Annotated in this window: 22 protein-coding genes; 5 read left to right on the top strand and 17 right to left on the bottom strand. The window is 73.3% G+C overall.

What is annotated here, in order from left to right; all coding sequences use genetic code 11:
* Nucleotides 1-36: 36 nt before the first annotated feature.
* The 10 genes from GA0070614_RS03465 to helR all read right to left on the bottom strand — a co-directional run bounded on the left by GA0070614_RS03465 (nucleotide 37) and on the right by helR (nucleotide 12,218).
* The gene (locus GA0070614_RS03465; protein ID WP_088974610.1) at nucleotides 37-495 is read right to left on the bottom strand and encodes a hypothetical protein; all 459 of its coding nucleotides are present in this window, start codon (nucleotides 493-495) and stop codon (nucleotides 37-39) included.
* Between the two features lie 68 nt (nucleotides 496-563).
* Entirely contained in the window at nucleotides 564-3,128 is a 2,565-nt protein-coding gene (locus GA0070614_RS03460) for a PKD domain-containing protein (protein WP_088974609.1), read from the bottom strand.
* Nucleotides 3,129-3,318: 190 nt separating this feature from the next.
* Entirely contained in the window at nucleotides 3,319-3,846 is a 528-nt protein-coding gene (locus GA0070614_RS03455; protein ID WP_088974608.1) for a dihydrofolate reductase family protein, read from the bottom strand.
* Between the two features lie 124 nt (nucleotides 3,847-3,970).
* Complete coding sequence (locus GA0070614_RS03450) at nucleotides 3,971-4,780, bottom strand: hypothetical protein (protein WP_088974607.1); 810 nt, start codon at nucleotides 4,778-4,780, stop codon at nucleotides 3,971-3,973.
* On the bottom strand, nucleotides 4,777-5,337 hold the full coding sequence (locus GA0070614_RS03445; RefSeq protein ID WP_088974606.1) for an RNA polymerase sigma factor: 561 nt from the start codon (nucleotides 5,335-5,337) through the stop codon (nucleotides 4,777-4,779). The genes GA0070614_RS03450 and GA0070614_RS03445 overlap by 4 nt, the downstream gene beginning before the upstream one ends.
* Nucleotides 5,338-5,428: 91 nt before the next feature.
* Nucleotides 5,429-6,352, bottom strand: a complete 924-nt coding sequence (locus GA0070614_RS03440) for a DUF817 domain-containing protein (RefSeq protein ID WP_088974605.1) — start codon at nucleotides 6,350-6,352, stop codon at nucleotides 5,429-5,431.
* Between the two features lie 136 nt (nucleotides 6,353-6,488).
* A complete protein-coding gene (pdxY, locus tag GA0070614_RS03435) occupies nucleotides 6,489-7,340 on the bottom strand; it encodes a pyridoxal kinase PdxY (RefSeq protein ID WP_088974604.1) in 852 nt (283 codons plus the stop codon).
* Nucleotides 7,341-7,514: 174 nt separating this feature from the next.
* Nucleotides 7,515-9,608 (bottom strand): amylo-alpha-1,6-glucosidase, encoded by a 2,094-nt coding sequence (locus GA0070614_RS03430; protein ID WP_408630729.1) that lies wholly within the window; start codon nucleotides 9,606-9,608, stop codon nucleotides 7,515-7,517.
* Nucleotides 9,609-9,611: 3 nt separating this feature from the next.
* Entirely contained in the window at nucleotides 9,612-9,974 is a 363-nt protein-coding gene (locus GA0070614_RS03425) for an SCP2 sterol-binding domain-containing protein (protein WP_088974603.1), read from the bottom strand.
* 90 nt (nucleotides 9,975-10,064) lie between these two features.
* Nucleotides 10,065-12,218: an RNA polymerase recycling motor ATPase HelR gene (helR, locus tag GA0070614_RS03420; protein WP_088974602.1), complete on the bottom strand. Its 2,154-nt coding sequence runs from the start codon at nucleotides 12,216-12,218 to the stop codon at nucleotides 10,065-10,067.
* A 528-nt stretch (nucleotides 12,219-12,746) separates the two neighbouring features.
* Between helR and GA0070614_RS03415 the strand changes: the two genes are divergently transcribed.
* On the top strand, nucleotides 12,747-13,277 hold the full coding sequence (locus GA0070614_RS03415) for a hypothetical protein (protein ID WP_157744921.1): 531 nt from the start codon (nucleotides 12,747-12,749) through the stop codon (nucleotides 13,275-13,277).
* Between the two features lie 69 nt (nucleotides 13,278-13,346).
* Here the strand turns inward: GA0070614_RS03415 and GA0070614_RS03410 are convergent, their stop codons facing one another.
* The 3 genes from GA0070614_RS03410 to GA0070614_RS03400 all read right to left on the bottom strand — a co-directional run bounded on the left by GA0070614_RS03410 (nucleotide 13,347) and on the right by GA0070614_RS03400 (nucleotide 16,994).
* The gene (locus GA0070614_RS03410) at nucleotides 13,347-13,811 is read right to left on the bottom strand and encodes a hypothetical protein (protein ID WP_197701416.1); all 465 of its coding nucleotides are present in this window, start codon (nucleotides 13,809-13,811) and stop codon (nucleotides 13,347-13,349) included.
* 264 nt (nucleotides 13,812-14,075) lie between these two features.
* Nucleotides 14,076-15,503 (bottom strand): rifampin monooxygenase, encoded by a 1,428-nt coding sequence (gene rox, locus GA0070614_RS03405; protein ID WP_088974600.1) that lies wholly within the window; start codon nucleotides 15,501-15,503, stop codon nucleotides 14,076-14,078.
* Nucleotides 15,504-15,797: 294 nt separating this feature from the next.
* The gene (locus GA0070614_RS03400) at nucleotides 15,798-16,994 is read right to left on the bottom strand and encodes an erythromycin esterase family protein (RefSeq protein WP_088974599.1); all 1,197 of its coding nucleotides are present in this window, start codon (nucleotides 16,992-16,994) and stop codon (nucleotides 15,798-15,800) included.
* A gap of 136 nt (nucleotides 16,995-17,130) precedes the next feature.
* Between GA0070614_RS03400 and GA0070614_RS03395 the strand changes: the two genes are divergently transcribed.
* A complete protein-coding gene (locus tag GA0070614_RS03395; RefSeq protein ID WP_231933508.1) occupies nucleotides 17,131-17,796 on the top strand; it encodes a TioE family transcriptional regulator in 666 nt (221 codons plus the stop codon).
* Nucleotides 17,797-17,889: 93 nt separating this feature from the next.
* On the opposite strand, the gene GA0070614_RS30955 is transcribed toward GA0070614_RS03395, so the two are convergent.
* Complete coding sequence (locus tag GA0070614_RS30955; RefSeq protein WP_231933507.1) at nucleotides 17,890-18,054, bottom strand: hypothetical protein; 165 nt, start codon at nucleotides 18,052-18,054, stop codon at nucleotides 17,890-17,892.
* A gap of 291 nt (nucleotides 18,055-18,345) precedes the next feature.
* Nucleotides 18,346-19,593, bottom strand: coding sequence for an MFS transporter (locus tag GA0070614_RS03385; protein ID WP_088974596.1), 1,248 nt, complete (start codon nucleotides 19,591-19,593; stop codon nucleotides 18,346-18,348).
* A gap of 276 nt (nucleotides 19,594-19,869) precedes the next feature.
* On the opposite strand from GA0070614_RS03385, the gene GA0070614_RS03380 reads away from it, so the two are divergent.
* Nucleotides 19,870-20,529, top strand: coding sequence for an ArsR/SmtB family transcription factor (locus tag GA0070614_RS03380; RefSeq protein WP_088974595.1), 660 nt, complete (start codon nucleotides 19,870-19,872; stop codon nucleotides 20,527-20,529).
* Nucleotides 20,530-20,663: 134 nt separating this feature from the next.
* Here GA0070614_RS03380 and GA0070614_RS03375 read toward each other — a convergent pair whose 3' ends face one another.
* A complete protein-coding gene (locus tag GA0070614_RS03375; protein WP_172892358.1) occupies nucleotides 20,664-21,617 on the bottom strand; it encodes a sigma-70 family RNA polymerase sigma factor in 954 nt (317 codons plus the stop codon).
* Nucleotides 21,618-21,627: 10 nt separating this feature from the next.
* Nucleotides 21,628-22,836, bottom strand: coding sequence for an NAD(P)/FAD-dependent oxidoreductase (locus GA0070614_RS03370; protein ID WP_088974593.1), 1,209 nt, complete (start codon nucleotides 22,834-22,836; stop codon nucleotides 21,628-21,630).
* Between the two features lie 262 nt (nucleotides 22,837-23,098).
* Between GA0070614_RS03370 and GA0070614_RS03365 the strand changes: the two genes are divergently transcribed.
* Nucleotides 23,099-23,596, top strand: coding sequence for an ATP-binding protein (locus GA0070614_RS03365; RefSeq protein WP_088974592.1), 498 nt, complete (start codon nucleotides 23,099-23,101; stop codon nucleotides 23,594-23,596).
* Nucleotides 23,593-23,913: an STAS domain-containing protein gene (locus tag GA0070614_RS03360; protein WP_157744920.1), complete on the top strand. Its 321-nt coding sequence runs from the start codon at nucleotides 23,593-23,595 to the stop codon at nucleotides 23,911-23,913. The genes GA0070614_RS03365 and GA0070614_RS03360 overlap by 4 nt, the downstream gene beginning before the upstream one ends.
* The last annotated feature ends 166 nt before the right edge of the window (nucleotides 23,914-24,079 follow it).

The following is a 24,079-nucleotide window of genomic DNA, read 5'->3' as shown; positions in this document are numbered from 1 at the left end:
TCGCCGATCGGCCCACCTCGTCGGGCTACGACGTCGCTACTGCCGGACCGGCCAGAACTGGATCAGGTACCGCTCGATGCCGTCCAGGTCGGCGTCCGGCTGGTGCTGCACGGCGAGCAGTTCGTCGCGGCCGGCGACGTACGCGCGCACCGCGTAGCGGCCCGGCGCCAGCTCCACCGCCTCCTCGTCCTCACCGGCGTCGACCAACGGGTTCACCTCCACCAGCCCGGAGTCGAACCGGGCCTGCGCGTCACGGCGGTCGGCCCAGCCCGGCTGCTCCGGCGCCGGGCCGTCCCACACCTCCAGCCGCAGCCCTGCCACGTGGTCCCACGCGGCGGCGCTGCGCACGGTGACCGCGTTCGGGCCGGCCGCCAACCACCGGGCACGGTCGGCGAAGTCCATCCCGGCGCGTTGCGGGCCGCCGTCGTCGAGCAGGTCGAAGGTGCCGTGCTCGACCAGGACCGTGGTGTCGAGGGCGGTGACGAGCTCCGGCACGGGGTGTCCCTTCCGGCGGTGCGCTGCGCCGTCCCCGCCGACCCGGGCGGGGACGGCGCAGCGACGAGCTAGTGGTGAGCCTGGATGGAGCCGCTGTCGACGGCCTGCGGGTCCGCGACGTCGACATCATAATCGGCGCCCGGCCGGTTGTCGTAGCTCAGCGTGTCCTGCGGGTACGCCCCCGCCGACAGCGGCCAGGCCACCAGGCGGAAGCCGTCCGGATCGGCGTCGTGGCCGTACGCCACGAAGCCGTACCCGCTCCTGCCGTCGACCGTCGCGGTGCCCTTCACCGCGATCCTGTCGTCGGGCGTGACCACCAGCCATTCGAGCGACTCGTCCGCCAGCCGGAAGGACGTGCCCTTGACGTCGAAGCGCACCTTGCCGTTGCCCGGCGCCGGGCCCTCGTCGTGGGGCAGGTACTTCGGGTTGAACTGGAAGTGCCCCTGCCCGGTGGCGGTCGGCGCGCCGGTGATCGCGCCGGCCGGTGAGGCGAGGTGCCCGCCGGCGGTGGCGAAGCCGGCATCCGGGTCGTAGACGATCACCAGCACCTCCGCGCCGGCGCTGCCGCCGTCGTCGTCGGTCACCGTGGTCCGGATCGTGTACATGCCCGGGTGGGCGAACGTGTGGCTGCCCTGACAGGCGAGGTCGACGGCCGGGTAGCTGGTGGTGCTGCCGTCGTCCCAGTTCGTGACGCAGGTGTGGGTGTCGTTCTCGGCGGGCTCGGTGAACGCCGCCACCAGCGGCACGGCCGTGCCGGCGCGGAACACCTGCCACGGCTGCGGGCTGGACAGGCCCGGACCCGGTGGCGGCCCCGGCGCGACGGCGGTCCGGGCCGGTGCGGCGCCGGGGCCGAAGCCCGGCGCCACGTTGTGCAGCGTCACCAGCGCCGAGTCGCTGACGCCGGGGTTCACGCCGTCGTTGGCGTGGATGGTGACCTCCCAGACCCCGTCGTCGGTGCAGCTGACGGTGGTGGTGGCAGCGGCGCCGTCACCGAACGAGCACGACGCGCCGGGGTCGACCCCGCTGACCGGCCGGTATCCCCACGCCACGTTCGGCGTGCCGAGTTCGGGATCGGAGGCGCTGCCCCGCAACACCACCGGGCGGCCCTCGTCGCCGGAGACGTCCGGGCCGGCGTTCGCCGTCGGCGCGTGGTCGACCGGGATCGGGCCGCCGCCGTCGGGATCGACGTCGTCGTCGGTCTCCGGGTCGCCGGGCGTCACGTCGCAGGTCGCCGGCCCCGCCACCGGCGTGTCGGTGATCCGTACGAAGAATCCGTCCTGGTGGTAGAGGATCCGGTCGCTGCGGTAGTAGGCCTTCAACCCCTGCCCGGCGCAGTTGTTGTCGGCGCCGCTCACGCCGAGGATGGAGTAGTCCCAGTCGAACGCCGGCGGGTCGCAGCAGGCCGCGCCCTCCTTGGTGGAGGCGAAGGGGTACTCGTCGCACTCCTGACCCTTCGACGTGTCGTACACGTGCGTCGGCAACTTGGCGCAGGCCGCGCGCACGACCCGGCGGTTCGCGTCCGCGATCGGGCTGTTCGTCTTCGCCGAGCGCACCCGGTGCAGCGCGAGGAGGTCGTTGCGTTGGCCCTCCACGAACTTGCCCGGGATGAGCTTGGCCGTGTCCTTCGCCGGCCAGGTGGCGCAGTACGGCGCCTCCTGCGCGCACCGGATGTGCTCGGCCACCTCGTCGACCTTCGGGTCCTTCACCGAGTACTGCAGGTGCGGCGTCACGTCGTCGAAGATGCAGGCGCCGCGTCGCTTCGACCCGAAGATGGTCGCCGAGTCGCAGCGGATCGTGCGCTTCTCCGACTCGCTGCCCGGCAGCCGTACGTTGAAGCTGTCGACCAGGTAGCCCTCGAACGACCACTTGTGGCGCAGCACCAGATCCGCGGCGGTGCTGCGCGAGCGGTCGGAGTCGATCGTCCACGAGTGCCAGGTGTTCATCCACTGGCTCAGCGGGCGCATCACGTACGCGTCGGACGTGCCGCAGCCGGACTCGCCCTCACAGTCGATGCGCTGGTACAGCTTGGCGTCGGCGCGGATGTACCCGTTCGCCGGCCACAGCGCCAGGCTGTCGCCCCGGAAGAAGACGGTGACCCCGCGGTTGCCGTCGTCGCGGCCGTACGCGACGGCGGAGAAGTCCATGTCCATCGTGGCGAGCTTGATGCCGCCGGGAACCTGGGCGCTGCCGCGCACCGCGGACAGCGTCCACCGCTGGCACCACATGAACCGGTTGTAGACCCGACCGAACGCGCTGCGCGCGCCGTCGCTGTTGAGGCAGTCCTCCACCTCGGGACCACCCGGCTGGACGGGCGGCCGGCGCGGGTCGGTGGCCGCGAGCGAGTTCAGCGGATCGTTGAAGGAGTGCTGGTCGAGCCGCTCGGCGGTGCGGCGCGCATCGGTGGCGCTCGCGGTCGACGACCGTGTGCCCTGCGGCAGGACGAATCGGCCGGTGGCGTCCTGGACCGGCTTGCCCACGTAGCTGAGCAGGCCGTCGGCCGTGGCGGCGGCCGGTGGCGCGCCGCGCGGCGCCGGCTCCGGCACCGCCTGTGCGGGGCCGGTCAGCCCCATAGCCAGCAGCGCGCCGGTCGCCGTCGTGGCGAGCAGGCGGCGTGCGGATCTTCCCCGTGTCATGTTCCCTCCGGTCTGCGTGACCGGCCGCCTGGTGCGAGAAGCAGCCGGCGTCGTGGCGGGAACGTACAAAGATCCGTCGACGGCCGTCAATGTAGTTGACGGATGTGCGACCGCCCTCGGGTGGGGGCGCGCAGACGTTCGCCGAGGTCAGGTGGGTGGGGTCGGGCAGCGGGTGTGAGCAGGACGCCGTTCAGTGGACGACGCGGTACCAGTGCGCCGACTCGTCCGCGATCGGCGCCAGGCGTACCCGGGCGCCGCCGGGCTGGTCGAAGATGCGTACCCCGTCGCCCAGCAGCACCGGGGCGAAGAAGATCAGGATCTCGTCGAGCAGGCCGGCCTCGATGCACTGCCGGGCGACGCTCGCGCCGAGGACGTTCACGTACCTGTCGCCGGCGGCCTCCTTGGCCTGCGCGACGGCGCTGTGCAGGTCGCTGACGAAGGTGACGCCCTGCGGCGGCTCGGCCGGCGGCCGGTGGGTGAGGACGAACGCCGGGCCGTGGTACTGGCCGCCGAACGCCCCCTCGTTGTCGGTGCCGCGGTTCGGGTCGTCGCCGCCGAAGGTGGTGTTGCCGGCCAGGATCGCGCCGACTTCGGCCAGCAGACGAAGTGCCGTCGGGTTGTCGCCCGTCAGGTGCTCGGTCAGCCAGGACATGTCGCCGCCCGGGCCGGCGATGTAACCGTCGAGCGATGCCGTCGCCGAGTACAGCAGCTTGGCCATGGGTCTCCTTCCATCGGGTAATCAGTGTGGTGGACCGTCGGCGATCCGGAGACTCATCGGCGCCGCGGGCCCGATGGTGGTGGGGACCGCCGGACGGGTCCCCACCACCATCGTCACCCTGGGGTCAGCCGAGCCGCAGGGTGACCGTTCCCGAGGTGCCGTCGCGGTAGGTCACCTCGGCCTCGACACCGTCGGTGACCGCGTCGTCGAGCTCGTCGCCGGGGAGCCAGAGGGCGAAGTGCCCCCCGGACACCGTGGCCTCCACCCGCCCGTGCTCCGTGCTCGCGTAGGTCACCCCGACCACGTCGGCACCGGCGTACCCGGCGGCCACCGACACGGTGCCGTCCGCGATGGTTCCCGTCCCGAGGTCGGTCACCCGCACCTCACGCGGAGCCGGCTCGGTGAAGCCGTCCGGCGTGCCGATCGAGCCGATCGAGGCGTTGGAAAAGAGGCCGAGTTCGTCGTTGGTCAGGCACATCGCGGCGAAGCCCTGGTCGCCGGCCAGGACCACCATCGTCCAGTCGCCGCGCCGCTCGGTCACGGCGGCCCGGGCGGAGGCCAGCTGTCGGTCGGCGTGGTGTGGCCCGTCCTCGTGCTGTTCCCGACAGGAATCGGTGGCCTTCGCCGCCGCCCTGGGAGTCATCGCGGTCGGGCTGGTGGTCCAGCCGGCGAAGGCGTGGCTGTCCCCGGAGAGGGGCAGGAGCACGCCGGCCACGGCGGCGACCACGGTGGTGGCACCGGCGAGGACCAGCCATCGGGTGCGTGACGGCACGGCAGGCTCGGCCGTGGCGGGTCGGGGCGAGCCGGCGGCTGCCGGATCGGTCGCGAGGATCCGGGCGAGGTCGGCCCGCGCCCGTGGACTGCGGGGGTCGACCGCGTGGTCGGCCGGGTCGAGCGAACGCAGGGTGTCGATGGAGACGTCATGACGCTTCACGGCGTGATCCCTTCGGGGAGGCCCGCCGGCGCGGGCGAGGGCGGCGGCACATGGCCGGTGTGGAGTCTCAGGGCCCGTCGCGCCTTGCTGAGGCGCAGCCGGAACGCGACGGACGAGATGTCGAGCACGCGGGCCGCCTGGGGCGCCGTGAGCCCGTCGAAGACGCTCAGGGCGAGGGCTTCCTGGTGGACGTCGGAGAGTCGTCGCCAGGCGTGGGCGAGGTCGACCCGGTGGGCGATCATGTCGGTGTCGAGGTGGGCCGCGGCGGTGGGAGCCTCCGCGAGGCGGATCCGCAGCGCCCGTTGACGGCTGGCGCCCCGAACGGTGTTGAGGATGACGCCGCGAGCGATGCCGAAGAGCCACGCCCGGGCGTCTCCGGTGTCGTCCGGCAGGTCGTCGAGCCGACGCCAGGCGACCAGGAAGGCGTCCGCGGCCACGTCCTCGGCGTGGGTCGGGTGGACCCGGCGCTGGACGAACCGCAGGAGGTCGGCGTACGTGGCTCCGTACAGCTGGGTGAACCGGGCTTCGCGCTCCGGGACGTGGTGTTGCTCGCTCATGCCCGGTACCTGTCCGGCACACGGGCGGGTGTGTCCGCGCGACCGGCGCGCGCGGGGCCCCGCCGTGGTCGGCGGGGGTGCCGAACCCGGCTCAACCCGTCGCCGCCGCCGGGCGGGGCTCGGCGTCCGACGGTACGGCCGCCGGTCCGTCGTCCGGCGGCTGCGGCGGCGAGATCCAGGTGACCAGCACGACCGAGATGATCATGAGGAGGAACCACGACGCGAGCTTCTCCGGCGACACCGGGTGCCACCCGCCGAGCTGGCTGGGGTAGAGCCAGGCGTTCGACCAGGTGGCGATGTTCTCGGCCAGCCAGATGAAGAAGGCGACGAGGAGGAAGGCCAGCAGCAGCGGCATGCGCCACCGGAGCCGGAAGATGCGGAAGTGCATGACGCAGCGCCCGAAGACGAGCGCGACGACGGCGATGAGCAGCCACCGGACGTCGAGGACGTAGTGGTTGGTGAAGAAGTTGGCGTAGATCGCGGCGGCCACCACGGCCGTCACCCAGCGCTTCGGGTAGCGCGCGAACCGCAGGTCGAACAGCCGGTTGACCCGCACCATGTACGAGCCGACCGCGGCGTACATGAAGCCGCTGAACAGCGGAACCCCGCCGAGGCGCAGCACCCCGTCGGGGTCGTACGACCACGAGCCGACGTGCGTCTTGAACACCTCCATGGCCGTGCCGACGAGGTGGAACAGGATCACCACACGCAGCTCACGCAGCGTCTCCAGGCGTCCGGCGACCATGGCGACCTGGATGGCGACGGCGGCGAGGGTCAGGAAGTCGTTGCGGGCCAGCGCCCCGTCCCGGGGGTACCAGAGGTGCGCCGAGAGGATGACCGCCAGCATCGCGGCGCCGAAGACGCACGCCCAGGCCTGCTTGAGCCCGAAGACCGCGAACTCGGTGAGCCAGCCGGCCGCGCTGTGCCGGGGCAGCCGCGCCAGGACGGCGCGGAAGCGGGCGTCGACCGCCCGCTCGGTCGTGGTCAGCCCGCCGGGCTCGGAAGGGGTGCGCATCGCCTGGACGCTATCGTGCCGCCGCAGCTCACCCCGGCCCGGCGGGCAGCGGCGCCGCTCGCGTACCGCTGGAACGTCGCCGGCCGGGCGCGCCGCCGACGCGTGGCCACGGGTGTCGACGGGCCGTGGCGTCCGCTCAGCGCAGCCGTCGGGCGGTGAACCGGGCCGGCGGGTCGGCGATCACGTCCTGGGCGGCGATCAGCTGGAGTTCGCGGGTGCCCGCCGCGAGGGTGGCCTCGAACACGGCGAAGATCGAGGCGGTGGTGCGCTCCAGCGCCGTGGCGGGCGAGCCGGTGGTGGACAGGTGGGCCAGGTACAGCGCGGCGGTGACGTCGCCACCACCGTTCGGGCTGATCGGTAGCAGCGGCGTGGTCACCACCCACGCGCCCTCGTCGGAGACGGCGACCACCTCCAGCGAGCCCGGCGGGACGTCGCCGTGGAGCACGCTGGTGACCAGGACGTGGCGGGGTCCGGTCGCCCGCACGACGTCGACCGCGCCCAGCAGCTCCGCGAGCGACGTCGTCGTACGGCCGGCGAGGAAGTCCAGCTCGAACTGGTTGGGGGTGATGATGTCGGCGCGCGGGACGACCTCGTCGCGCAGGTACTCCGGGATGCCCGGCCGGACGAACATGCCCCGGCCGACGTCGCCCATCACCGGGTCGCAGCAGTACAGCGCGTCCGGGTTGGCCGCCTTCACCTGCTGCACCGCGTCGAGGATCACCGCACCCATGGCCGGGTCACCCTGATAGCCCGACAACACCGCGTCGGCGCTGCCGAGGACGCCACGGTCGGCGATGCCGGCGATCACCTCGGCGACGTCGGCCGGCGCCAGCAGCGGCCCGCGCCAGGCGCCGTACCCGGTGTGGTTGGAGAAGTGGACGGTCAGCACCGGCCAGACGTCGTGGCCCAGCCGCTGGAGCGGGAAGACGGCGGCGGAGTTGCCGACGTGGCCGTAGGCGACCGACGACTGGATGGACAGGATCCTCACCCGGTCATCATGAAGGCCGCGCCGGCCGGCGCGGCCACCGGATGCCGCAAATCGCCGGAGACGGATCCGTGCGCCGTGACCGTCGGGTGCGGCGACGGGGCTGAGAGCGCCGCTCGCCGTACGTGCCGGGACGCCGGACACCCCCCCTGCGGGCGGCCGGATCCGGGCGGGGCGCTACCCGAGCGACGGGGAGGGGTAGGGGTCGCTGTCGTCGGTGAGGGGCCGGACGGGGCGATGGCGGGCGAAGGCGTCGACCTTTCCCCAGCGGCCGGGGATGTCGAGCAGCGCGATCCGCCCGTAACCGGGTGGTAGGGCCGGCTCGACGACGAGGTGTCCTTCGTGCGGCTCCATGCCGAGCATGATGCGGATGAGCAGCAGGGACGCTCCGCTGGACCACGCCTGGGGGCTGCCAGCCGTGGGGTAGCGGACCGGGTACCGGGTCGTCTGGCGGGCGAATCCGCCGAAGGCTTCGGGGAGTCGGCCGTGGAAGTAGGTGGCGGCGTCGATGATGCCGTGCGCGATGCGCCCGGCTTCGGTGGCGAATCCGTAGCGGCGCAGGCCCCAGGCGATGAACGAGTTGTCGAAGGGCCAGACGGTGCCGTTGTGGTAGCCGAGGGGGTTGTAGCGGCGCTGGCCCTCGGCGAGGGTGCGCACTCCCCAACCGGAGAACAGCGCGGGGCTCATCAGGTGCTCGACGACCCGCGCGGCCCGGTCCGGGGGCACGATGCCGCTCCACAGCAGGTGTCCGATGTTGGAGGACAACGCGTCCACGGGGGTGCCGTCGTGGTCGAGGGCGAGGGCGTAGTAGCCGTGCTCGTCGAGCCAGAAGTCCCGGTTGAAGCGGTCCTTCAACGCCGCCGCGTCCTGTTCGAGCCGGTCGGCGTAGGCGGGGTCGTCCCAGAACGTCCGGGCGAGGCGGGCCGCGCGGATCTTGGCGTCGTAGGCGTAGCCCTGCACCTCGCAGGTGGCCCGGGGGAAGCCCGGCAGTCTGCCGTCGGCGTAGGAGATGCTGTCCCAGGAGTCCTTCCAGCACTGGTTCTCCAGGCCGGCCTTGCGGTTGCGGGTCTGGTACCAGACGTAGCCGGTGGAGGTGAGGTCCGCGTACCGGTCGATCCACTCCAGGGCCGCCCTGGCCTCCTTCTCGAGTTCCCGTACCAGCTCCGCGTCGCCGGTCCACCGCTCGTACTCGTCGAGCAGGACCACGAACAGCGGCGAGGCGTCCACGGTGCCGTAGTACGGCGAGTGGGGTTGGTCCTCGAACGCGGCCGACTCGCCGTAGCGCAGCTCGTGCAGGATCCGGCCGGGGTCCGCGTCCAGGACGTCGTCGGTCCGGACGCCCTGCAGCAGGCCGAGGATCCGCAGGGTCGGTGGGGTCAGCGACGGTGTGACGTGCAGCGTCTGCAGGCAGGTCAGCAGACTGTCGCGCCCGAACAGGGTCATGAACCAGGGCAGCCCCGCCGCCGGCACGGTGGCGCCGCCGAGGGACAGCGGTGCGAAGCGCAGCGCCGCCAGGTCCACGAGGCTGCGCTGGTACACCTGCTGCAACGCGGTGTTGTCGGTGTCCAGTTGCGGGGCCGCCGCGACCCACGAGCGGACGGTCGCCGGCAGGGTCGACTCGTCCGGGCGCAGCGCGCGCACCGCGTCCCGCCAGTCCCGCCCGTCTGGACGGGGCGCGCGCATGGTCGCCCGTAGCTGCGTGGACCACTGCTCTCCGGGCGGCAACCGGAGCTGGAACCGCATCCCGCTCGGGTCGATGGTGGCCGGCTCGCTCGTCGTCACGGACACCTCGCGGTGGTAGGTGCCGCGTCGGTAGCCCAATCGCAGCTCGTCGGTCCCGACCTGGGTGTAGTGGCTGCCCACCTTCTCCCGGACGTCGAACTTGATGTCGAAGATGTCGGCGAAGTCGGCCGCCACCTCCAGCCGCACGTCGAGGTCGACGTCCTGCTCGCCGTAGTTGAACACGGTCAGCGATTCGGTCAGCTCCGGGCCGATCCGGCGACGGCGAATCGCCGACACGTCGGCCTCCACGTAGTCGACCTGCCCACCGGGCACCAGGAAGAAAGCCACCTCGTAGTACTGGCTGTCGTCCACCGACAGCGCGGTCATCCGCTCCCCGTTGATGGTCAGGATCCACCGGGACAGGTACCGGGTGTCGGCGGTGAACAACCCGACCGGGGTGGCGGGCGCGGCGTCCACGTCACCGCTGGGATCCGAGACGATGAACGTGTTGCCGTCGATGCACGACACGGTGCCCGGGATGTCCCTCATCGGTCACCTCCGGGGCCAGGGATGCCCGGCCTCGCGGGCGACCGCCGGTGCGGGGAACAGCCGTCCCAGCCGCAGCGCCAGCGCGAGGTCCCCGTCGACCAGGATCTCGCCGCGCAGCATCGCGGACAGCCCGTTGAGCTCGCCCCGGACCATCGCCTCGGCAACTTCCGAGGAGAGCTTGAGGACGGCCTGCGCGGGACCTCCTCCCGGTGACACCCGCAGCTGGCCATGATCGATCATCAGCAGCCACTGCCGCAGCCGATCGCCCTCGCGGATGTCGAACCGGATGCTGCCGCGCACCTTGCACAGCCGCGGATCGTGCCCCATCTCCGCCAACTGTTGGAAGAACGCGTCCGTCACCGGCATCAGACCTCCAGCCCCTCCGGCCACGTGCAGGCCGCCGCTTACCCGTCCCGGCGAGGGGTTAACGCTCGGTGACGCACCGGGCGGCGGGGCTCAGGACCCGGTGAGGACGACGAGTTGGCGGGTCGCCCGGGTCATCGCCACGTACCTGTCGACGGCTCCCTCGATGCCGTCGCCGAACGAGTCCGGCTCGATCAGGACGACCAGGTCGAACTCCAGCCCCTTCGACAGCTGCGGGGTCAGCGACCGGACGCGGGGCCGCTCCCGGAAGGTGGGATCGCCGATCACGCAGGCGATCCCTTCGGCGTGGGCCGCGAGCCACGCGTCGAGGATCGGGTCCCGGTCGGCGACGGCGCCGTGCACGACGGGGACGTCGCCGCTGCGGATGGAGGTGGGCACGTTGGCGTCCGGGAGCACGGCCCGGATGACCGGCTCGGCTTCCGCCATGATCTCCGCCGGCGTCCGGTAGTTGATGCTCAGCGAGGCCAGGGTGATCCGGTCGAGCCCGACCCGCGCGAGCCGCTCCCGCCACGACTCCGTGAACCCGCGCCTGGCCTGGGCGCGGTCCCCGACGATGGTGAAACTGCCCGACGGGCAGCGCAGCCGCAGCATCTGCCACTCGGCGTCGGTCAGCTCCTGTGCCTCGTCCACGACGATGTGCGCGAACGGGCCGGCCAGCCGGTCCGGCTCGGGGCCGGGCAGGACGGTGTCGTCGACCAGCGCGTCCTGCAGGTCCAGTTGCCGCAGGCTCGACAGCACACCTTCACCGTCGTCGTAGGTGTGGGCCTCGATCAGTTCGTCGACGACCGTGGCCATGCGCTCCCGTTCGACCGCGACAGCGGCCACGTGTCGGCTGGTGCGCCGGGCCGCCTCCGGGTCGCCCAGCCGATGCCGTGCCGCGTCCAGGAACGGCAGGTCGGACAGCGTCCAGGCCCGGGCGTCGGCGCGCTGCAAGGTGCGGACGTCGTCAGGGCCGAGCCAGGGGGCACACCGGCGCAGGTAGGCCGGCACGGACCACAGGTCTGCCACGATGTCGGCCGCGTCGAGCAGCGGCCACGCGCGGTTGAAGGCCGTACGCAGCTCCCGGTTGCGCAGCAGCGACCCGCGCAGCAGGTCGTCCGACTCGTCGCCGTCGTACTTGTCCATCAGGATCGTGAGCAGTTCCTCCCAGATCTGCTCACGCGCCTCGTTGTGCGGGGTGCCCGGATCCGGCGAGTCGAACGCCGCGGCCCAGTCGTCGGCGCTCAGCCAGATGTCGGACTCGGCGGTCGCCACCGTCATGCCCTTGGCCGGCGGCTCCTCGTAGAACCTGACGGCCGCCTCGATCGCCGTCACCAGCCTCGCGGACGACTTCAGGCGGGCCACGTCCGGGTCGCGCTCGATGCCGGCCCCGGCGCCTTCGGCGACGAGGTCGCGCAGGGTGCAGGTCTGCACGTCCTCCTCGCCGAGGCTGGGCAGCACGTCGCCGACGTAGGCCAGGTAGGGCTGGTGCGGACCGACGAACAGCACGCCGCCCCGCCGGTGCCCGAGCCGAGGGTCGGCGTAGAGCAGGTAGGCGGTGCGGTGCAGCGCGACGACGGTCTTCCCGGTGCCCGGACCGCCGTCGACGACGAGCGCGCCGCGGGAGCCCGCCCGGATGATGGCGTCCTGGTCGGCCTGGATGGTGCCGAGCACGTCCCGCATCCGCGGCGATCGGCTGCCGGCCAGGCTGGCGATGAAGGCGGACTGGTCGTCGAGCGCGGCGTGGTGTCCCTCGAACCCGTCGGCGGCGAACACCTCGTCCCAGTAGTCGGTGATCCGGCCGCGGGTCCAGCGATACCTGCGGCGGCTGGTCAGCCCCATCGGGTTGGCGTGGGTCGCCGCGAAGAACGGCTCCGCCGCGGGGGAGCGCCAGTCGAGCAGCAGCCGGCGCCCGACGCTGTCGGTGAGACCGCGTCGTCCCACGTACACCGGCTCGGGGTCGTCGGCGCGGACCATGTGCCCGATGCACAGGTCCGTCCCGAACCGGCGCAGGACGCGCAGGCGGGACGTCAGCCGGCGGACCTCCTCGTCCCGTTCCACCGCCTGGCGGCCCTTGCCGCCGGGGGCCCTGCTCGCGGCGTCGAGCCGCTCGGTCAACTCGGCGGACATCTCCGCGAGGCTCTGTGCGAGGGCCGCGAAGTGCTGCTCGTCGCGGGCGGTCAGCGTCGGCTCGGCCTTGGGGGAGAGGTCGGGCAGGTCGAACACGCCGGTGGTCGGGTGGTCCACGTCGTCAGCTCCGATCTGAGAGCGCTGTGCAGGTGGCAGGGCACGCGCGGCGGCCCGCGTACGGATCGCCCGGCGGGCACGCGCGGTCGCGCGGCCCGGGGTTGGTCGCGGATGTGGTTCGGACGACCGGTCGCCGCCCGGTTGGTGAGCGGTGCCGCGCCGACGGCGCGTCAGGGCGCCGGACGGCCAGGTGTCGCGGCTCGCGGTCGTCGGTCACGTCCGGCAGGAGGCGGCTGACCGTCCGTCAGCGCCACCGCCGTCGCTGTCCCTCAGGCGGGACGAGGACGGATCCGGTGCCGGTACGAGCTGATCCCCGACGAGAGAACGCGCATGTCATCGACCCCCCATGTCCGAAGGCGCTGGCCTCGGCCGGCAATTCTGCGGCACGATCCGGGTCTTGCCGCAAGCACCCTGGTGCGCTATACGTTAGGAGTGGAGGGGAGTGCGCAGCTCCCGCTTACCTGATCGTCCGCTCGTCGCGCCCGCCGGGTCGGGTCGCCCTCGCCGACGGTTCGTACTCTCATCGCCGTGAAGACACACGTGCCTGTGCCGGTGACCGTGCTCGGTGCGTCCCTCGCGTTGCTGATCGTCGTCGGATGTGTGGCGGCCGCGATCCGGTACGTCGGCGACGACACGGACGAGACGAGTGCGTGCCGGGAGTCGGTGCAGGCCGGGGAGGCGAAGGTGCGCACCGAGCGCTGGGACCCGCCGGAGGAACTGCCCGGTGTCGGCGACTACCCGGAGATCCGCTGGCAGGTGCGCGCGATGGGCGACCCCTGCACGAGGGCGCCGGGGCCGACGGAGTGGGCGTACCAGGGTGTGGTCACCCTGCGTCCACAGGACGCGCGGCGGCTGGCGCAGCGGTACGGGTTCGCGGCCCACCTGCCGCCGTCGCCGGGCCCTGCCGACGCGTGGCCCGCTCTCGTGCCGTTCCTGCCGGCGCAGCCACGGTGGCTGCACAGCACGGTGTACGACGAGGCGAGCCCGTCCACCCGGTGGCGGGTCGCGTTCCTGGATGTCGAGCGCCGGACGCTCTTCTTCGTGCTGCGCGACCACTAGGGCGTCGCCGGCCGCACCACCGGAGGCCGTCGCCATCGCGCGGATCCTGTCGGCACCCGGGCGGTACGTCTAGGTCGATCGGGAGGTCGACGTCGGGCGAGCCGGCGGCGGCGCGTCCTCGTCCCGCCCGGCCGTCGGCCGCGGCACGTCCCGACCCGTGGCCCTGCGGCGTGCCAGCAGGTCCTCGGCGATGAGCAGGCCGGCCGGGACGAAGCCCAGCAGGAAGCCGCTGGGCCCGATGAGCAGGACGCACCCGGCGGCCCAGCCGGCCAGCGTCCAGCCGGCGTAGCCGGGCGCCCGCTCGCCGCGCCGCCCCAGCCGCACCAGCAGGAGGCCGAACAGGACCAGGGGTACGACGAAGCTGCCGGGCAGCGCCCAGAACACCGACAGCGACGCGTCACCGCCCGCGCCCGAGCGCAGCCCACCGGTGAGCCACTCGCCCCAGTACGGGTGGGGCAGGAAGACTGCGGCGTGCAGGACGCCGATGGTCACCGTCGACCATCCGGCGCCGACCGTCAGGGATTTCTTGATCATGCTGCCAGCTTCCGCCTCCCGCCCCGGCCCCCGCCTCCCCCACGAGAGCGGCCATCGTCCCGTCCGAGGGGGAACCGGGGCTGCCGCTCGCGGTGGTGTCGGGTCGAGATCGCCGTCGACGACGGTCTGACGCGATCCTGGCCGGGCGGGAGCCGACGGGCGTGCCACGGTCCCGGCGCGCCCGTCTCGCCCACCCCGCAGCGCCCGGGCGATCCGTGGTCGTCCGCCCTGTCACGACGGCCCGCCCCCGTGGCGGCCGGCGTGTCAGGCGACGGGCGCGCCGAACCATGTGGGCAGGCGGCGGCGCAGGTCCCGCTGGTCGTCACCGACCCACGCCACGTGGCCGTCGGGGCGCAGCAGCGCGGCGGGCACGTCCAGCTCCTCGCTGACGTCGACGACGTGGTCGACGCGGTCCGCCCACCCGTCGACGGAGAGCCGGCCGGTCTGGTCGAGCAGCAGCCCGCGCCCGCCGTGCGTCAGCTCGTAGAGGCGCCCCCGCTTGAGCCGCACGTCGCGCAGCCGGCGGCCGAGCAGGTCGGGGCCGTCGCCGAAGTCGTAGCGGACGCCGATCGCGGTGATCTTCTCGATCAGGCGCCGGTTGACGTCGTCGAAGTCCATCAGCTCGGACAGCAGGCGGCGCACCGCCTGGGGGCCCGGTTCGGTGGAGAGCAGGTGCATCATCGCCCGGGTGGTGTCGAGCACGTCGGCGGCGACCGGGTGGCGTTCGCTGTGGTAGCTGTCCAGCAGCCCGTCCGGCGCCCAGCCGCGGACCTCGGCGGCCAGCTTCCAGCCGAGGTTGAACGCGTCCTGGATGCCGAGGTTGAGGCCCTGTCCGCCGGTCGGCGGGTGGATGTGCGCCGCGTCGCCGGCCAGCAGCACCCGACCGACCCGGTAGCGTTCTGCCAGCCGGGTGGCGTCGCCGAAGCGGGTCAGCCAGCGTGGTGAGTGCGCGCCGAAGTCGGTGCCGGCGGTGGCCCGTAGCTGGTGCGTGAACTCGTCGAGGGTCGGCGGGACGGTCCGGTCCTCGGCCACCCCGTCGGCGGGCACCACGACGCGGTACACCCCGTCGCCGAGGGGCCCGGCGCCGAACCGCTTCTGGGTCGTGCGGACCTCGGCCACCACGGCGGCCACCGTCTCCGGCGGCGCCGCCAGCTCCATCTCGCCGAGCAGCGTCTCGACCCTGCTCGGCTCGCCGGGGAAGCCCACGCCGAGCAGCTTGCGCACCGTGCTGCGGCCGCCGTCGCAGCCGACCAGGTAGCGCGCGCGCAGCCGGCTGCCGTCGGCCAGTTCGGCGGTGACCCCGGTCCCGTCCTGACGCAGCCCGACCAGTTCGCCGCCGCGCCGGATCTCGGCGCCGACCTCGGTGGCGCGTTCGGCCAGCAGCCGGTCGGTGATGGTCTGCGGGATGCCGAGGACATAGGAGTGCGCGGTGTCCAGCCGGTCGGGCCAGGGCTTCTCGATGCCGGCGAAGAAGCCGCCGACGGCGTACGTCCTGCCGTGGGCGAGGAACCGCTCCAGCAGGCCACGCTGGTCCATCACCTCGACGCTGCGCGCGTGCAGGCCGAGCGCGCGGACGTGGCCGGGCGGCTCCGTCTCCTTCTCCAGCACGAGCACGTGTACGCCGTGCAGCCGCAACTCGGCGGCCAGCATCAAGCCGGTCGGCCCGGCGCCGACCACGATGACGTCGATCATGAAGCTCCCCCGTTTTCACAACTGCGTACGTTCTTCGCGAAGGACTGATTTCCGCAGTTTCTGGCGTCGGCTGGAGATTCTGCACCCGTATCGGGGTCTTGCGGCAAGTCCCCCGGTCTGATATATGTTGGAGGTGGCAAGGAGTGGATTTTCTCCTTGCCTTCTGTTGTTTCCGGCCACTGTGGGCGCCACGGCTCTCGGTGACGCGCCGGTCCGGGACCCTTCCTCCCGTCGCCCCGGACGCTCCTCGAGGGACGTGCTGTCCGGCCGGCCGGTCGTGACTGGACCCGCGGGTCAACTCCGCCGGGCGTCCCTGACGAACACGATCCCGTCGATGTCGGCCAGGTGGGTCGGGTCGAGTGGGGCGTAGCCGAACCACGGGGAGACCCGGGCGGGCGGCGTCGCGGTGGCGGCCAGTCGGCGGGCGTCGACGAGGCACCGCTCCTGCGGCAGCGCGTACAGCAGTCCTTCGACGGTGTCCGGAGGTGGGGTGTCGACTCCCTGGTGGCGGATCGTGCCGACGGCGGTGGCGAGGAAGGCGTAGTCCCGGCCCAGGTGGGCGCTCACGATCGCGCCGGCGCTCCACCATCGCACCGGCTGCCCGCCCATCCGCACGGTGCTCCTGGCCCGCTGGAGGTGACTGTTGTGCGCGTTCACCAACGCCGGGCCCCGCTCGGCGAGGGCGAGCAGGTTCGCGGCCATCATCGAGTCCCGTACGGCCAGCAGCCGGGCCATCCGGCTCGGTGACGCGTCGGCCATCGCGTCGTGGTAGCGCAGCAGGCCGGTGGCGGTGCGACCGTACAGCCGTGCCCGGGCCCAGTCCTCGGGTGAGGACGCCGCCCTCAGTTGGGGCGTCTGCGCGTCGAGCAGCGCCACCAGGTCGTCGGCGATCAGCCGTAGCCGCGCGGCCTCCGGTGTCCGCCCCACGGACTCGGACGGGTCCATCATGGCGGCGGGGTCGGTCCACCGCTCGTCGGCGCCGAGCAGGCGGTCGAGTGTGGCGGCGGTGCAGGGGAGCAGGTCGGCGTCGGCCCCGGTGGCGAGGTAGGCGTGCAACGCGGTGAGCGCCTGCCGGGGGCTCGCGGCGTGGGTGATCTCCAGCGGGCCGTCGAAACCGGCGAAGCGCAGCTGTTCGGCCGCGGGCCGGCCGTCGTTGTACGCGCGCATCCAGCGCACCAGCTCGCGGTTGCCCGGGAAGGCGCCCCACCGGTGGCTGAAGCCATGGTCCATGACTTCGTCGAGGGTGCCCGCGCCGGAGGTGACGTAGTCGTCGACGAGCAGGCCCGCCACGCAGTCGCTCTCGATGGCGATGGTGCGGTAGGCCTCCTCCTGCTCGACGAGTTGCCGGAAGAGCGCGTTGCGGACGTCGAGGAGGGGTTCCTCGCCATGGGTGGGCTCGCCCAGCGCGAGCAGTCGGGGGCGGGTCGGCAGCAGCCGCATGACGGTCGCGGCCTCGACAGCGTGGGCCGCGTCCCGGATACCAGCAGTCATGGCTTCAACGGTATCGTTGAACCTTCGGTGTGAACTTTTCCGCGACATTGGCAGGACAGTGGGGCGAAACCTTCAAAACGGTGGACGGTTCAGGCCGGTCGACCTGGCGCGCGGGCACGGCCTGTCGACCCAGGCGGTGCGCAACTACGAGGCGGCCGGGATCCTGCCGGACGCCGACCGCACCCCGCACGGCTACCGCACCTACACCGCGCTGCACGCGCAGGCCCTGCACGCGTTCCTCGCGCTCGTGCCCGGACACGGTCACCAGACGGCCACGTCGATCATGCAGGCGGTCAACCGGGGCGCGACCGAGCAGGCGCTGCGGATCATCGACGAGAGTCACGCCCAGTTGCTCGACGACCGTCGTACCCTGCAGGCCGTCGAGGCCGCGCTCCGCGACCTCGATCCGGTGCCGCGGGAGCGCGGCGACACCTTCGTCGGCCCGCTGTCGCGGCGGCTCGGCATCCGACCGGCCACCCTGCGCAAGTGGGAACGCGCCGGTCTGGTCCGGCCGCGCCGCGACCCGGGCACGGGCTACCGGGTCTACGGCGCGGCGGACGTCCGCGACGCCCTGCTGGCCCACCAGCTCAGGCGCGGTGGCTACCTGCTGGAGCAGATCGCACCGCTGATCGCCCAGGTCCGCTCCGCCGGAGGCGTCGCACCGCTGGAGTCGATGCTGCACGACTGGCGGTCCCGCCTCTCGGCCCGCGGCCGCGCCATGCTCGCCGGAGCTGCCGCGCTCGACGCGTACCTCGACTGCCGGACGGCCCCGCCCTCGGCCGAGCCGAGCGTGACCGCCTGACCCGTCGCCGTCGGGGTCGGCCGCCGGCACCGCCGTCCGGCGGGTCCGGCCCGCGCGTCGACCGGCGACTCGGCGCGGAGTGCGCGTCGCGTCCTACTCGTCCGGGTCCCAGGCCACGAGCAGGTCGAGCAGGCGTCGGTCGCCGCCGTGCTCCAGGGAGTCCACCGGAGTGCGGCCGTAGAAGGCCAGGCCCAGCTCATTGGCCGTGCCCCGGGCGGCGGCGTCGGCCGCGTCCTCGCCGGCAGCGGTGGCGGGCACGGGCAGGCGGTCGGTGCGCGCCCCCTCGGCGGAGAGCCACAGACGCCAGGAGCGACCCTCGGCGGTGTGGTAGTCGACGGTAGCCGGGGACAGCGATTTTCGCCGTCGACGCGGCAGGGCGCGCGGGGCCTGAGCGACGGCCGGTGGGTCACCGGCGGGATCCGGGACCTCCGGCCGTGGCCGTCGGTCGGTCCCCGACCCCGACCAGCTCACCGGCGTGCGGCAGCGCCGGTCACGTGAGCGTGGCGGCGCCGCCACGCGTCGCGCCGACCGGTCGGCGGCCACCACGCCTCACTCGGGGTGGCGGGTCTCGTACATTCGCACGGCGACGACGACGCCGGACCCGGCGGTGATCACGGCGACGACCCAGACGGCGGCGCGCAGGCCGAGCAGGTCGGCGGTGATCCCGGCGACCAGGGCGCCGACGGCGTAGCCGGAGTCGCGCCACAGGCGGTAGACGCCGACCGCGCGGGCCCGCCAGGCCGGGTGGGCGACGTCGCCGACGACCGCGAGGAGAGTGGGGTACACCAGGGCGGTGCCGGCGCCCATGAGCACGGCGGCGACCGCCCACACGGTGAAGCCGGTGCCGGCGGCGACCAGCGCGATGCCGATCGCCTGGGTGAACATGCCGGCGGTGATGAGCCACTTGCGGCCCCACCGGTCGGACAGGGCGCCGGTGATCATCTGGCCCAGGCCCCAGACCGCCGGGTAGAGCGCGATCAGCACACCGACGCGGGTCAGGCCGAGCCCGGAGGTGGCGAACAGGATCGGGTACAGGCCCCAGGCCAGGCCGTCGTTCAGGTTGTTGACCATGCCGGCCTGACTGGCGGCCGACAGCGCCCTCTCCCGGAAGCTGGTGAGGGTGAAGATCTCCCGGTTGGTCAGGCCGTGGCCGTGGCCGCCGGCGCGTGACACGTGGTGGGCGGCCTCGTGCCGGGCGTGCTGGTGGGTCTCGCGGACGAGCGCGGTGGACAGGCCGAGGCCGAGGGCGGCCACGGCGACGCCGAGCAGGAACGGGGCGGGCCGCAGCCCGTGCGCGGCGGCCAGCGCGCCGGTGGCCCAGCCCATGGTGGCCACCGCGAGGTAGCCGGCGGCCTCGTTGAACCCCATGGCCAGCCCACGGCGGGCCGGACCGGCGAGGTCGATCTTCATGACGATGGTGGTGGACCAGGTCAGGCCCTGGTTGACCCCGAGCAGGACGTTCGCCGCGATCACCCATCCCCAGGAGGGCGCCCAGATCAGCAGCAGCGGCACCGGCAGGCCGATCAGCCAGCCGGCGATCAGGACGGGCTTGCGGCCGTAGCGGTCGGACAGGCTGCCGGCAGCGAGGTTGGTGAACGCCTTGGTGAAGCCGAACACGACGATGAACGTCAGCGAGGCGGTGAACGCGCCGACGGCGAAGACCTGCTCGGCCAGCAGGGGCACGACCGTGCGTTCCTGACCGACCATCGCCCCGACGAGGGCGTTGACCGCCACCAGCAGGAGGAACTGCGGCAGGTTGGCGCGCAGTCCCCACCGGATGGGCGTGGTGGCGCTCATCGGCCGGCGTCCGGGACGGTGCCGGCCTCGGGCGGCGGGCAGCACGCCGCCCGGGTGCGCCGGTGAGCCGCACGGCCGGCCGCACCCCGGGTCCGCTGCGGGTCTGCCGCCGTTGTTTCCGCGCCGGTCGGGCCGCTCGGGTGCGCGCGGTCAGCCGGCCCGTCGCCCACGGGCGGGACCAGTCCGTGTGCCAGCTCCATCGCGTCCTCCGTCCGGGCGGTGGCGGTCGGCTTCCCCCGTCTCCTACACTATTCCACAGAACTTTGGAGGAGTGGCATGGGTGACCGGAACGACAAGACGGCACTGTTCGAGCAGTTCGCCCGGGTCGGCAAGGCCCTCGGCTCGGGCAAGCGGCTCGAACTGCTGGACCTGCTCGCCCAGGGCGAACGCGACGTGGCCTCCCTCGCCGCATCGGCCGGCCTGGGACTGACCACCGCGTCGGCCCACCTGCAGACGCTGCGCCAGGCCAACCTGGTCACCACCCGCCGCGACGGCACCCGCGTCCTCTACCGTCTCGCCGGCCGGGACGTGGCGGAGCTCTTCGCCCGCCTGCGCGACGTGGCGCAGTCACACCTGCCGGACGTGCAGGCCGCCCGGCTGGCCTATCTGGGCGAGGACGGCGGCCGGCCGGTCACCCGCGAGGAACTGCGGCGGCTCACCGAGACCAGCCCGGTCACCGTGCTCGACGTACGGCCCCGGGAGGAGTACGCCGCCGGGCACATTCCCGGCGCGGTCAGCATCCCCCTCGACGAGTTGGCCGACCGTCTCGCCGAACTGCCCGACGACGGGCACGTCGTCGCGTACTGCCGTGGGGCCTACTGCGTGCTCGCCCACGACGCCGTCCGACTCCTCGCGGCCCACGGTCGCAGCGCGACCCGGCTGGCCGACGGGATGCTCGAATGGCGCCTGGCCGATCTGCCCGTCGCGGTTGCGTGAGCCCCGTCCGGCGCACCCGGTGAGCGGCAGGGCGCTCGACACGTGCCGCCGGCGAGCCACGGCACGGTGTCCGCACGTGGCGTCCCGGGCGGCCGGAGCGGTTCGTCACCGCGCCGGGCCGCGTCGGCGTCGCGTCACCACCGGGCGATCAGCGGCGCCTCCGGTTCGTGCCGCCGCCAGGCCTCGGCGAGGCGGACCAGCCGGGCCGGGGCCGCGATGCCGCGCACGGTGGCGATCCTGCCGCCGGTGACGTCGAACGTCACGGCGCCGACGACCTGGCCGTCGACCACGAAGAGGACGGCGGGGGCGCCGTTGACGAGCGCGTAGTGGACGGCGGGCGTGCCGCCGGCAAGTCGCCGTTTCGCGGGTGTGGGGGTGAGACCGGCCCGTACCACGGTGGCGATGCGCTGCGGGTTGTCGTACCGCAGCAGAGTCCTGCTCAGGCCGGCGCCGTCGGAGATCGCGGTCGCGTCGTCGGTGAGCAGCGCCACCAGCCGTTCGGTGCGCCCCGAGGAGGCAGCGGCGAGGAACTCCTCGACGATCCGGCGCGCGGATGCCGGGTCGACGTCGCCGCGGTGGCGGCGGGCGGCGGTGATGCGCCGCCGTGCCCGGTGCAGGTGCTGCTGGCTGGCGGACTCGCTGATGTCGAGGATCTCGGCGATCTCGGCGTGGTGGTAGGAGAACGCTTCGCGCAGGAGGTAGACGGCCCGTTCGAGGGGCGACAGGCGCTCCATCAGCGTCAGCACGGCCAGGGAGACCGATTCGCGCTGCTCGACGGTGTCGGCCGGGCCGAGCATCGGGTCGCCGTCCAGCAGCGGGTCGGGCAGCCAGGCGCCGACGGCGCGTTCGCGGCGGGCCTGTGCCGAACGGAGCCGGTCGAGGCACAGGTTCGTGACGACCCGGGTCAGCCATGCCTCCGGCACCTCTATCCGCTGCCGGTCGGCGGCCTGCCAGCGCAGGAACGCGTCCTGCACGGCGTCCTCGGCGTCGGCGGCGGAGCCCAGCAACCGGTACGCCAGCGAGGCCAGCCGGAACCGGCTGGCCTCGAACCGACCGGTGTCGAAGCGATCAGTGGCGGTGCCGTCCACGTGGACCACCCTACGAAGCGACGCCGAGCGCCTCGTCGACGGACGCGTCCGGCGCGGCGGCCAGCCGGTGCCGGCGCGTGGGCAGGCCGAAGGTCGGGTGCGAGGTGGCCCAGAGCGACATCGTGAGGATGCCCGACTTGATCCGCGCGGCCTGCCGGCCGCCCAGGTGCCTCGGCTTCGGCTGCCCGTCGTCGTCGACCGGTTGCAGGATCCCGTCCCGCCGTCCGAGGCTGATGTGGTTGCCCGGGTAGGCCAGCGTGGTGTTGACGATCCCACGGCCGGTCAGGTGTCCGACGACCGCCGCGATCACCTGCTTGCCGGTGTAGCCGGCCGACGCGCAGGACATCGGCAGCGGCCGGCCGTTGTCGCCGATGGCGTGGGCGCTGTCGCCGGCGGCGTGGACGTCCGGGTGCGAGACCGACCGCATGGTGCGATCGACGACGATCCGACCGGTCCCGGTGACCTCCAGCCCGCTGGCGGCGGCGATCGGGTCGACCGCGAACCCGGCCGTCCACACGGTGGCGTCGGACGCCAGGACGGTGCCGTCGGCGCAGCGCACCCGCGTCGCTTCGACGGCGTCGACGGTGGTGTGCTCCAGCACGGTGACGCCCAGCCGGTCGCAGGCCCCGCGCAGGTGCCCCCGGGCTCCGGCGGAGAGCCGGGCGCCCAACTCGCCGCGGGCGATCAGCGCCACCGACAGGCCGGGCCGGGCCTCGGCGATCTCGGTGGCCGTCTCGATGCCGGTCAACCCGTCGCCGACGACCAGCACCCGCCCGCCGCCGCCCCGTCCGCCCAGGTTGTCCAGGCGCTCGCGCAGGCGCAGCGCCGAGGGTCGGCCGGCGACGTCGAAGGCGTGCTCGGCCACGCCCGGGACGCCCTGGTCGGCGACGCGGCTGCCGAGCGTGTGGACAAGCGTGTCGTAGGCCAGTTCGCCGCCCCCCTCGGCGTCGGCCACGGTGACGACCCGGCGCTCGGGATCGACGGCGGTGACCCGGGCCAGGCGCAGCCGGATCCCCGTGCCCGCGAAGACGTCGGCGAGGGCCGGAGCCTCGATCCGGTGGCCGGCCGCGAGCTGGTGCAGCCGCATCCGCTGGACGAAGTCCGGCTCGGCGTTGACCACGGTGATCTCGATGTCCGACGGGGACAACCGGCGGGCCAGGTTCCCGGCCACGAAGGCCCCGGCATAGCCGGCGCCGAGGACGACGATGCGGTGCTTCATGTGCTGCTCCTGTCTGGTCGCGTGCTCGTCGTGAGGTGAGCGGGGCGGCGTCGCGATTGCTGACAGGAACCGCGTGTGGTGTGGGTCACAAACCGTAGGTCGGGCGGCCAGGCCCGTCGGCCGCGAGATCGTCGGTGACGCCCTGCTGCCCGGCGGGGACGTCCGCGTCGCACCGACGACCGCGCGACGCCTCGCCGTGACCTGCAGATACTTGCGCTCCCGCAAGGGTCGCGGCGTTGGCCCGAGCGAGTACCCTGCGGGGGTGACCGACGACTCCGCCGACCCGGGCGATCCGACGTCGGCTCTCGCAGCTGACACTGTTCCGCTGCTGTCGCAGGACTTCACCGAAGCGACGGTCACCACGCTGCGACACGTTCTGCACGCCCACGTCGCCGCCGTGGGCCTGACCGGCGACGACGGATACGACTTCGTGCTCGCGGTGCACGAACTGGTGACCAACGCCGTCCGCCACGGCGGCGGCCGGGGACGCCTGGAACTGCGCCGCCAGCAGGACGTCCTGATCTGTGAGGTGATCGACCAGGGGCAGTCGCCGGGGCGCCTTCCGGTGCGACTGTCCGAGGTCAACACCGCGGGTGGACGGGGTTTGTGGCTGGCCCACCAGCTCGCCGGTGGGCTCATCCTCACCCGGCGCCCCGACGGCGTGACCGCCACGGTGACCGTCTGCCTGGAGCCCGCCACGGCGGACGGCGCGGTGACTCCCGGCCGGCCCGACGGCCTCGCGCAGGACCAGCCAGGGTGACCCCGCCGACCTGGACCCACCGGGTCCGTGCCGAGGGCGACCGGATCGTCCTGCTGCTCGACGGGGAGATCGACGTCAACGGGGCGACCGCTCTCCGGCGTCTCTTCGACGCCATGATCGCCGACGCCGCAGGCGTGGACGTCGACCTGCGAGCGGTCAGCTTCATCGACTCCACCGTCATCGGTACGCTGGTCGTCGCCCGTAACGTCGCCAGGGAGGCCGGCAAGACCTTCGTGGTCAGCCACCCCACCGGCAACGTGGCCAGGACGCTGCGCATCACGGGCGTCCTCGATCTCCTCTCACCCGCCGGACACTGAGCAGCGGCAGCGACCCGGGGCGGTGCCCGGGTGGCGGATCGATCCCGGCCCCGACCGGAGCTGCGCGCCTCACTGCGGTCGTCGCCGGAGCCCCGGCGCCGAGCAGCCGAAGATGCGCAAGGGTCGAGCCATCGTCCGGATCGCGGCGCGCGCGATGCTCCGAGAG

Origin of the sequence: Micromonospora coxensis, assembly GCF_900090295.1 — a bacterium.
In the GTDB taxonomy this organism is placed as follows: domain Bacteria; phylum Actinomycetota; class Actinomycetes; order Mycobacteriales; family Micromonosporaceae; genus Micromonospora; species Micromonospora coxensis.
The sequence above is the reverse complement of the archived record's forward strand: the minus strand, read 5'-3'. Positions and strand labels throughout refer to the sequence as shown.